General features: G+C 67.9%; 12 protein-coding genes. All 12 read right to left on the bottom strand.

Features of this window, described 5'->3' with window-relative positions; all coding sequences use genetic code 11:
* On the bottom strand, nucleotides 1-1,524 hold a 1,524-nt coding region (locus JWP83_RS22400), incomplete at its 3' end, for an NADH-quinone oxidoreductase subunit G (protein WP_297734980.1).
* Complete coding sequence (gene nuoF, locus JWP83_RS22395) at nucleotides 1,521-2,858, bottom strand: NADH-quinone oxidoreductase subunit NuoF (RefSeq protein ID WP_297734977.1); 1,338 nt, start codon at nucleotides 2,856-2,858, stop codon at nucleotides 1,521-1,523. The genes JWP83_RS22400 and nuoF, both read right to left, overlap by 4 nt.
* Nucleotides 2,858-3,616: an NADH-quinone oxidoreductase subunit NuoE gene (nuoE, locus tag JWP83_RS22390; RefSeq protein ID WP_297734974.1), complete on the bottom strand. Its 759-nt coding sequence runs from the start codon at nucleotides 3,614-3,616 to the stop codon at nucleotides 2,858-2,860. The genes nuoF and nuoE overlap by 1 nt, the downstream gene beginning before the upstream one ends.
* On the bottom strand, nucleotides 3,613-4,929 hold the full coding sequence (nuoD, locus tag JWP83_RS22385; protein WP_297734971.1) for an NADH dehydrogenase (quinone) subunit D: 1,317 nt from the start codon (nucleotides 4,927-4,929) through the stop codon (nucleotides 3,613-3,615). The genes nuoE and nuoD overlap by 4 nt, the downstream gene beginning before the upstream one ends.
* The gene (locus JWP83_RS22380; RefSeq protein WP_297734968.1) at nucleotides 4,929-5,636 is read right to left on the bottom strand and encodes an NADH-quinone oxidoreductase subunit C; all 708 of its coding nucleotides are present in this window, start codon (nucleotides 5,634-5,636) and stop codon (nucleotides 4,929-4,931) included. The genes nuoD and JWP83_RS22380 overlap by 1 nt, the downstream gene beginning before the upstream one ends.
* Entirely contained in the window at nucleotides 5,633-6,187 is a 555-nt protein-coding gene (locus JWP83_RS22375) for an NADH-quinone oxidoreductase subunit B family protein (RefSeq protein ID WP_297734966.1), read from the bottom strand. The genes JWP83_RS22380 and JWP83_RS22375 overlap by 4 nt, the downstream gene beginning before the upstream one ends.
* A 7-nt stretch (nucleotides 6,188-6,194) precedes the next feature.
* Nucleotides 6,195-6,572 (bottom strand): NADH-quinone oxidoreductase subunit A, encoded by a 378-nt coding sequence (locus JWP83_RS22370; protein ID WP_297734963.1) that lies wholly within the window; start codon nucleotides 6,570-6,572, stop codon nucleotides 6,195-6,197.
* Nucleotides 6,573-6,834: 262 nt separating this feature from the next.
* Nucleotides 6,835-7,236: a hypothetical protein gene (locus JWP83_RS22365; protein ID WP_297734960.1), complete on the bottom strand. Its 402-nt coding sequence runs from the start codon at nucleotides 7,234-7,236 to the stop codon at nucleotides 6,835-6,837.
* Between the two features lie 29 nt (nucleotides 7,237-7,265).
* Nucleotides 7,266-7,802, bottom strand: a complete 537-nt coding sequence (locus tag JWP83_RS22360) for a YceI family protein (protein ID WP_297734957.1) — start codon at nucleotides 7,800-7,802, stop codon at nucleotides 7,266-7,268.
* 32 nt (nucleotides 7,803-7,834) lie between these two features.
* A complete protein-coding gene (locus tag JWP83_RS22355; RefSeq protein WP_297734955.1) occupies nucleotides 7,835-8,236 on the bottom strand; it encodes a nuclear transport factor 2 family protein in 402 nt (133 codons plus the stop codon).
* 10 nt (nucleotides 8,237-8,246) lie between these two features.
* The gene (locus tag JWP83_RS22350; RefSeq protein WP_297734952.1) at nucleotides 8,247-8,588 is read right to left on the bottom strand and encodes a DUF6285 domain-containing protein; all 342 of its coding nucleotides are present in this window, start codon (nucleotides 8,586-8,588) and stop codon (nucleotides 8,247-8,249) included.
* The gene (locus JWP83_RS22345) at nucleotides 8,585-9,601 is read right to left on the bottom strand and encodes a phosphotransferase family protein (protein WP_297734949.1); all 1,017 of its coding nucleotides are present in this window, start codon (nucleotides 9,599-9,601) and stop codon (nucleotides 8,585-8,587) included. The genes JWP83_RS22350 and JWP83_RS22345 overlap by 4 nt, the downstream gene beginning before the upstream one ends.
* Nucleotide 9,602: the final 1 nt, after the last annotated feature.

Here is a 9,602-nt window from a genome sequence, read left to right as displayed (position 1 = left end):
CTCGCCGGCGCGGCGCGGCACCCAGGCCAGCCGGGCGCCGGTGGCGTCGGCGAGTCGGGCCGCGGCGGACAATCCGCCGGGCACCGTCGCCAGGCGTTCCCCGACCATGATGACCGCGCCCGGTTTCGACAGCAGCTCACCGGCCTCGCCGGTGGCCAGTCCGTCCAGCGCGGCGGCTTCGGCGCCGGGAACGGTCTTGACCAACCGGCCCGACATCTTTTTCAGGGCCCGGGTGGCGAACGGCGCTATCGCGTACACGGGCACCCCGTGCTTGCGGGCCGCCTTGCGCAATCGCAGGAACACGATGGGCGACTCGTCTTCCGGCTCGAAGCCGACCAGCACCACCACGGGCGCCGATTCCAGGTCGGAATAGCTCACGGTCACCGGCCGGCCGGCGACGCGGGCGGCCAGGAAGTCGGCCTCCTCGGCGGAGTGCGGACGCGCGCGGAAGTCGATGTCGTTGGTGTCCAACGTGATTCGGGCGAACTTGCTGTAGGCGTAGGCGTCTTCCCAGGTCGCCCGGCCACCGACCAGCACGCCGGTGCGCCCGCGGGCCGCTTCGAGCCCCTGGGCCGCCGCCACGATGGCGTGCGACCACGACGTCGGTTGCAGCGTGCCGTCGGCGTCCCGGATCAGGGGAGTGGTGATCACGTCCGGCTGCGTCGCGTAGTTGAACGCCCACCGGCCCTTGTCGCAGTTCCACTCCTCGTTGACTTCGGGGTCGTCGCCGGCCAGCCGCCGCAGCACCTTGCCGCGGCGGTGGTCGGTGCGCTGCGCGCACCCCGAGGCGCAGTGCTCGCACACGCTCGGGCTGGAGACCAGATCGAAGGGGCGGGCCCGGAACCGGTACGCGGTCCCGGTCAGCGCGCCCACCGGGCAGATCTGTACCGTGTTGCCCGAAAAGTACGAGTCGAAGGGCTCATTGGCGTAGATGCCGACCTGTTGCAGGGCGCCGCGCTCCTGCATGTCGATGAAGGGGTCGCCGGCGATCTGCTCGGAGAACCGCGTGCAGCGGGCGCACAGGATGCAGCGCTCGCGGTCCAGCAGCACCTGCGCGGAGATGTTGATCGGCTTGGCGAACGTGCGCTTGACGTCGGTGAAGCGGGAATCGGCCCGGCCGTTGGACATTGCCTGGTTCTGCAGCGGGCATTCGCCGCCCTTGTCGCACATCGGGCAGTCCAGCGGATGGTTGATCAGCAACAGCTCCATGACGCCGTGCTGGGCCTTGTCCGCGGCCTCGGAGGTCAGTTGGGTGCGCACCACCATGTCGTCGGTGGCCACCGTGGTGCACGAGGCCATCGGCTTGCGTTGTCCCTCAACCTCGACCAGGCACTGGCGGCACGCGCCGACCGGGTCCAGCAGGGGGTGGTCGCAGAACCGCGGGATCTCGACGCCCATCAGCTCGGCCGCGCGAATCACCAGAGTTCCCTTGGGAACGCTGATTTCGACGCCGTCGATGGTGAGCGTCACCATCTCCGGCGGACGCACCTCGTCGCCGGTCTGAGGTTTGGCCGCCTGAGTCACACGTCACCTCCGTTGCGCGAAAGCATCGAGTCTCGGGGGTCGAACGGGCAGCCGCCGCCCTCGACGTGCGCGACGTACTCGTCGCGGAACAGTTTGATCGACGAAATCACCGGGCTGGCGGCGCCATCGCCCAACGCGCAGAACGACTTTCCCAGGATGGTGTCGGAGATATCCGACAGCGTGCCGATGTCCTCGAGGGTGCCCTTGCCGGTTTCCAGCCGCGCATAGATCTTGTCCAGCCAGAACGTGCCCTCCCGGCACGGCGTGCATTTCCCGCACGATTCGTGCTTGTAAAACTCGGTCCAGCGGCGCACCGCACGCACCACACACGTTGTCTCGTCGAAGATCTCCAGCGCCTTGGTGCCCAGCATCGAGCCGGCGGCACCCACGCCCTCGTAGTCCAGCGGCACGTCGAGGTGCTCGTCGGTGAGCAGCGGCGTCGACGACCCACCAGGCGTCCAGAACTTCAGCCGGTGCCCGGCCCGCACCCCGCCGGCGTAGGCGAGCAACTCGCGCAACGTGATCCCGAGCGGCGCCTCGTACTGGCCCGGCCGGGCAACGTGCCCGGACAGCGAATACAGCGTGAAGCCGGGCGACTTCTCGCTGCCCATCGACCGGAACCACTCGACGCCGTTGAGGATGATCGACGGGACGCTGGCGATCGTCTCGACGTTGTTGATCACCGTGGGACAGCCGTACAGCCCGGCCACCGCGGGGAACGGCGGCCGCAGCCGCGGCTGGCCGCGCCGGCCCTCCAGCGAGTCGAGCAGCGCGGTTTCCTCGCCGCAGATGTAGGCGCCCGCGCCGGCGTGCACCACCAACTCCAGGTCGAAGCCGGAACCGCTGATGTCGCGGCCCAGGTAGCCGGCGGCGTAGGCCTCGGCCACCGCGTTTTGCAGCCGGCGCAACACCGGCAGCACCTCGCCGCGCACGTAGATGAACGCGTGGCTGGCCCGGATTGCGTACGAGGCGATGATGACGCCCTCGACGAGCACATGCGGCGTCGTCAGCATCAGCGGAATGTCTTTGCACGTACCGGGTTCCGACTCGTCGGCGTTGACCACCAGGTAATGCGGCTTGGCGGCCGGGCCGGTGTCGCCCTGCGGGATGAACGACCACTTCGTCCCGGTCGAGAAGCCCGCGCCGCCGCGGCCGCGCAGGCCGGAGTCCTTGACGGCCCCGATCACCTCGTCGGGCTCCATGGCCAGGGCCTTCTGCATGGCCTGGTAGCCGTCGTGACGGCGGTAAGTCTCCAGCGTCCACGACTCGGGTTCGTCCCAATAGCCGCTGATCACCGGAGTCAACGGCGTCGCCTGGGCGAGGGCAGCGGCCATCACTGTTCCTTCCCGGGGGTTGGTGGCGCCTCCATGCCGAGCTCCTTCGCCACCTTCAGACCGGCCAATGTCGCGGCGCCCGCACCGCCCTGGCCCTCGTCGGGGCGCTCGTCCGGCAGGCCGGCCAGGATGCGCGACGTCTCGCGGAACGCGCACAGCGCGGCGCCGCGGGTGGGCGCCGCGGGCTTGCCGGAGCGCAGCGAGTCGACCAGTTCGCGCGCCGACTCCGGCGTCTGGTTGTCGAAGAACTCCCAGTTGACCATCACCACCGGCGCGTAATCGCAGGCCGCGTTGCACTCGATGTGCTGCAGGGTGACCGACCCGTCGTCGGTGGTCTGGTCGTTGCCGATGCCCAGGTGCTCCTTGAGGGCGTCGAATATGGCGTCGCCCCCCATGACGGCGCACAGCGTGTTGGTGCAGACACCGACCAGGTAGTCGCCGGTGGGTCCGCGGCGATACATCGTGTAAAAGCTTGCCACCGCGGACACTTCGGCGCCGGTCAGCCCCAGCTGCTCCCCGCAGAACTCCAGACCCGCCGGGGTCAGGTAGGAGTCCTCGGATTGCACCAGGTGCAGCAACGGCAGCAGCGCCGAGCGCTTGTTGGGATAGCGGCCGATGATCTCCTTGGCGTCGACCTCCAGCCGCGCCCGCACCTCGGGTGAATACGACTGCGGCGCGCCCTCGGTCACGAACGCGTTGGGCTCCTCGGGCGGCGGCCCAAGCCGGATGAACACCGGCTGCCCCTGCGGCCCGGTCATCGGTCGACCCCGCCCATCACCGGGTCGATGCTGGCGACCGCGGCGATCAGGTCCGCGACCATCCCGCCCTCGCCCATGGCGGCGACGGCCTGCAGGTTGGTGAAGGACGGGTCGCGGTAGTGCACCCGGTAGGGCCGGGTGCCGCCGTCGCTGACCATGTGCACGCCGAGCTCACCCCGGGGCGATTCGACCGCGGTGTAAACCTGGCCGGCCGGAACGCGAATGCCCTCGGTGACCAGCTTGAAGTGGTGGATCAGCGCCTCCATCGAGCTGCCCATGATCTTTGCGATGTGCTCGGGCGAGTTGCCCAAGCCGTCAGGACCCACCTTCAGGTCGGCGGGCCAGGCGATCTTGCGGTCCTCGACCATCGTCGGGCCCGGCCGCAACTTGTCCAGACACTGCTCTACGATCTTGATCGACTCCCACATCTCTTTGACACGAATGATGTAGCGCCCGTACGCATCACAACCGTCATGGGTGATCACGTCGAATTCGTAGTTCTCGTAACCGCAGTAGGGTTCGCTCTTGCGCAGGTCGTGCGGCAGCCCGGTGGCGCGCAGAATGGGGCCGGTGATGCCCAGCGCCATGCAGCCGGTCAGGTCCAGGTAGCCCACGCCCTCGGTGCGCGCCTTCCAGATGGCGTTTTCGTTGAGCAGCTCGCCCATTTCGCGCAGTGGTTGCCGCAACTGCTTGAGCGCCTCCGCGATCTCGCTGACGGCGTTGGGCGGCAGGTCCTGCGCCACGCCGCCGGGCCGGATGTAGGCACTGTTCATGCGCAGGCCGGTGATCGATTCGAAGACGTTGAGGACGATCTCGCGCCCCCGGAAGCCGACGAACATCGGGGTCATCGCGCCCAGTTCCATGCCGCCGGTCGCCAACGCCACCAGATGCGACGAGATCCGGTTGAGCTCCATCATCATCACCCGGATGACGTTGACGCGCTCCGGTATCTCGTCGGTGATGCCGAGCAGCCTCTCTACACCCAGGCAGTAGGCGGTCTCGTTGAAAAACGGTGACAGGTAATCCATTCGGGTCACGAAGGTGACGCCCTGGGTCCAGTAACGGTATTCGAGGTTTTTCTCGATCCCGGTGTGCAGGTAGCCGATTCCGCACCGGACCTGCATGACGGTCTCGCCCTCGATCTCGAGGATCAGCCGCAGCACGCCGTGGGTGGAGGGGTGCTGGGGGCCCATGTTGACGACGATGCGTTCACCGGGGTCCGCGTTGCGGGCGGCCTCGACGATCTGGTCCCAGTCCTGGCCGCCGGCGACCAGAACGGTATCGGGTTCGGTCAATCCTCTCGTTTCGGTCATCAGTTGTAGCCCCTGCGCTCGTCGGGTGGGGGAATCTGCGCGCCCTTGTATTCGACCGGGATGCCGCCCAGTGGATAGTCCTTGCGTTGCGGATGCCCGTGCCAGTCGTCGGGCATCTCGATCCTGGTGAGCGACGGATGGCCGTCGAAGATGATCCCGAAGAAGTCGTAGGTCTCGCGCTCGTGCCAGTCGTCGGTCGGGTAGACCCCATACAGCGACGGGATGTGCGGATCACTGTCCGGCGCAGCCACTTCCAGCCGCAGCCGACGGTTATGGGTGATCGACTGCAGCGGGTAGACGGCGTGCAATTCCCGGCCCTTTTCGTGCGGGTAGTGCACCCCGTTGACGCCCAGGCACAACTCGAAGCGCAGCTCGGGTTCGTCGCGCAGCCGCTGGGCGACCTGCGGCAGCAGATCGCGGCGCACGTGCAGGGTCAGCTCGTCGCGGTCGACCACGACTTTCTCAATCGCGTCGTCGAATTCGACACCGTTGCGCTGCAGCGCTTCCGCGAGCCGATCGGCGATGTCGTCGAAGTAACCGCCGTAGGGCCGGGGGCTGCCGCCCGGCAGCGTGACCTCGTGCACCAGCCGCCCGTAACCAGAGGTGTCGCCGGTGCCGCGGACCCCGAACATGCCGCGACGAACGTCGATGACTTCTTCGTCGGGCGCGGCAATTGCTTCCTGCGGGTCTTGATCGGGAGAGCTCATCGCAGCAGTCCGCGCATCTCGATCGTGGGCCTGGCCGCCAGCGCGGCCTCTTCGGCTTCGGCGATGGCGGTTTCGCGGTTGACGCCCAGGGGCATTTCCTGAATCTTCTCGTGCAGCTTCAGGATTGCGTAGAGCAGCATCTCCGGGCGGGGCGGACAGCCGGGCAGGTAGATGTCGACCGGGACGATGTGGTCGACACCCTGCACGATCGCGTAGTTGTTGAACATCCCGCCCGATGACGCGCACACGCCCATAGCCAGCACCCATTTCGGCTCGGCCATCTGGTCGTAGATCTGGCGTAGCACCGGGGCCATCTTCTGGCTGACCCGCCCGGCCACGATCATCAGGTCGGCCTGCCGTGGTGTCGCCGAGAACCGCTCCATGCCGAACCGCGCGATGTCGAACCTCGGCCCGGCGGTTGCCATCATCTCGATCGCGCAGCAGGCCAGCCCGAACGTCGCCGGCCACAGGGAATTCTTGCGGACGTAGCCCGCGACCTTCTCGACGGTGGACAGCAGGATGCCACCGGGCAGCTGTTCTTCCAGGCCCACTCTTACCTCAATCCCATGTCAGGCCGCCGCGGCGCCACACGTAGGCGTAGGCCACGAACACCGTGAGCATGAACACCGCCATCTCGACCAACGCAAACGTCCCGAGCGCGTCGTAGCTAACGGCCCAGGGATACAAGAACACGATTTCGATGTCGAAGACGATAAACAGCATTGCGGTCAGGTAATACTTCACCGGGAACCGCTGCCCGCCCGTCGCGTGCGGGCCGCTCACAGGGGATTCGGTGGGCTCGATTCCGCATTCGTAGGCCGCCAGCTTCGACTTGTTGTAACGCCTCGGGCCGGCCAGGCTCGCGATCGCAACCGAGCCCACGGCAAAGGCGGCCGCAATCGCGCCGAGCACCAGGATGGGTATGTAGACGTTCAACTCGCTCCATGATCCGTCGTAATGTGGCCGCCTTCTCAACTGAGCGGGCGGCCAGGCGGTGACCGGGGTGCTGTGACGAGCCGGCCTGTGGCCCATCGCAGTGACTTTCAACATAGCGTCGTTACCGCCGGCGCACGTGGTCGGGGTGGTGCTATTTGCCCGGTTTTAACGTCCCCGCGTCCGGGCGCGTCGCCGTGGGGCTGCTGAGCGCCCGCGCACACGGTCTAGATTTCCGTGTCGGCGCAGGTGAGAGCGGTAATTGCTAGCGAGCGGGGGCGCGGAGCAGGCCGAGCACCGTGCGGCCCAGCACGATGGGGTCGAGGGGATGCGGCACCGCGGCCTCGGCGCGCGACCAGCTGGCCAGCCACGCGTCGTCGCGGCGGCCGGTGAGCACCACGATGGGCGGGCAGATCGCAAGTTCGTCCTTGAGCTGTTTGGCGATGCCCATGCCGCCGGTGGGGGCCGCCTCCCCGTCGAGAATGGCCAAGTCGATGCCGCCCTCGTCCATCGTGCGGATCACCATCGGGCCGGTCGCCACCTCGACATAGGTCAATTCGGGTAGGTCCGGGTGCAGGTGTTTGCCCAATGCCCGCATCACCCGTTCGCGGGTTTCGGCGTTGTCGCTGTAGACAAGGATCCGCAGGGCGCTGCTGGGGTCGGCCACGCTCAGATGGTAGCGGTGGGGCGTCCGCCTTACCGGGTCGCCCGAACGAAGACGGCTTGCGCGGCCGCCGTCGCCGTCGCGCCGATCATGCCGAACCTGTTCCAGCCCAGGTCGAATTGGGACCGATCGATCTTGATTTCGCCGGAGATCTGAATCGAGCCGTCGTCGAGCTCGGTGATCGTGACGGGCATGGCCAGCGGCGCGGTGACGCCCTTGATGGTGAAGCTGGCCCGAAGGTCGGCGGCGCTGCCCTTGGTTGGGTGCACCGCGGTGACGACGACGCTGATCTCGGGAAAACGCTCGACATCGAAGAAGTCGGCCGAGCGCAGGTGCTTGTCGCGACGGCCGATGCCGGTGCTCAGGGACGCGGCGCGGATGTCGACGCGGCCGAAAACCGCGGTCTTGCCGGTGAGCTGTCCGTCGCCGCTGAACTCGCCGAAGCGGCCCTTGACGTTCAGCAGGCCCCAGAGGTTTCTGACCTTGAAGGTGATGGCCGAGCGATCGGGAACGATGTTCCACACGCCGGCCAGGTCCGGATCGCTCAGCAGTGTTTCCAGAGTCGTCATCGTTGCCCCCAATCTTTTGGCGAATCTATCCGTTAAGTGAGCAACGGCGCGATCTCGGCGGGGTCGAAGTACTCGTCGATCCGGTCGATCAGTCCATTTGTGCCCACCCTGATCACGATGCAGACCCGCATGCAGATCGATTGGCCAGCGTGGCCGGTGGCGTGCAGGATGTGCTGCTGGACGAAGCCAGCGACGGAGCCGTCATCAAAGAGCCGGCGGTCGAGGATCTCGTAGTGACGCTCGCTGGTCGCGGTGATGAACCAGTCGATGACGCGCATCGCCCGGGCCTTGTCGTTGTCGCGGCGCGCGCCCACGCGCCAGACCGCAATGTCGTTGCTCCACAGTCGATCGACCGCTGCCACGTCGCTGTTCTCGATCGCCGCGAACAGGCGGTCGGCCACGTCAACGATGGTCTGCGCGGTGGTAGCCGGCATGGGGTGGCTCCTAGTCTGGTTGCTCGTATCCCGGGTGGGCAATGGCCAACCGGCGCCGGACCAGCGTGCGCAGGCAGCCGGTGACCTCGTCGGCGCGCCCGTCCATCTCGCCGGACCGGATCGCGGCGGCGAGCTCTTCCTCATCGGCGAAACCCAGGCCGGCCAGCGCCGCGCCGGCTTCCGCCTCGCTTTCGTCGAGCAGTTCGCGCTCGACGATGCGCAACGCGTTGGCGGCCACCCTGGCGTGGAAGTTGACCTGTCCGCCGGTCGCTTCCCGGACATCGGTTTCGAGGAATTCCGCCACCGCGGCGACGAGCTCGGCCGCGAGTGGGCGGCCGTACGCGCCGATCACGCGCCCAGCTCCGATCGCCCGCTTGTCCCCCGCGCCGCTGCGCGGCTGGGGGTGCCCCCACCTCGCGCCGCCGCGCGGCGCGCATCGTCACCGGGCGCCGCCTCGAGCAGGTCGAGCAGGTCCCACTCGGTCTCGCAGACGCGCCGCCCGATCGTCGCCAGCTCCACAGAGCGGAACTCGCCGCTCAGATGCCGCTCCGCCTGGTAGCGGCAGATGACACCCCACCGCAGCGTGGCCAGCACCAGCCACCAGTGAAACGACACCCGGTCGACGGTAGTAGCGCCGGCCTCCTGGTAGGCGCGGAGGAAGGCCTCGATGCTGCCGAGGCCGCCGGCCCCCAGGCCGGCCGGGGCGCCGAACCGCCAGGCCCGGATGCAGAACCAGGCCAGATCCTCGTAGACCTCGCCGACGTGGACGAGCTCCCAGTCCAGCACGGCCGCAAGACCGGACTCGTCGACGATCAGATTGCCCATGCGGAAATCCCCGTGCACCAGCCGCGGCGGCGTCGGCGCAGGCCGGTTGGCCGCCAACCAGCGAAACGCCCACTCGAATGTCGCCGTGGTGTCGCCCATCGCGTCGAGCCGGTCACGCCACTCGGCCAGCTGCTCGGTCTGCGCGAGGCCGATCCCGTCCGGATCTGCACGGTGGATGGCGGCCAGCGCGTGCGCGCACTGCCGCAGCAGTCGGTCGCGTCCGGCATCCCCGTCAGCACGGTCGAGGGCGCGATAGATCTTCCTGACGATCGTCTCGCCCGCGATCGCGTTGCAGATCAGATACGGATAGCCCAGCGCCGCAGGCGAGTTGTCCGCGGCGAGAATGCGCGGCACCGGCGCGCCAACGGCTGCCGCACGCTGCTGGACGGCGGCCTCCAGTTCCATGCCCGCATGGGCATCGTCGGGCGGTCCGGTGCGCAGGATCAATGCCTGCCGCCCCTCGGCGGTGCCGACCGCGTCGAACGCCCATGTGGTGCGGCTCGCCCCGCCGGTCAAGGTGCTGAGGTTTTCGATGGTCACC

The sequence above is a fragment of the Mycobacterium sp. genome (assembly GCF_025965855.1).
GTDB lineage: Bacteria > Actinomycetota > Actinomycetes > Mycobacteriales > Mycobacteriaceae > Mycobacterium.
This window is presented reverse-complemented; position numbering and strand designations above follow the sequence as displayed.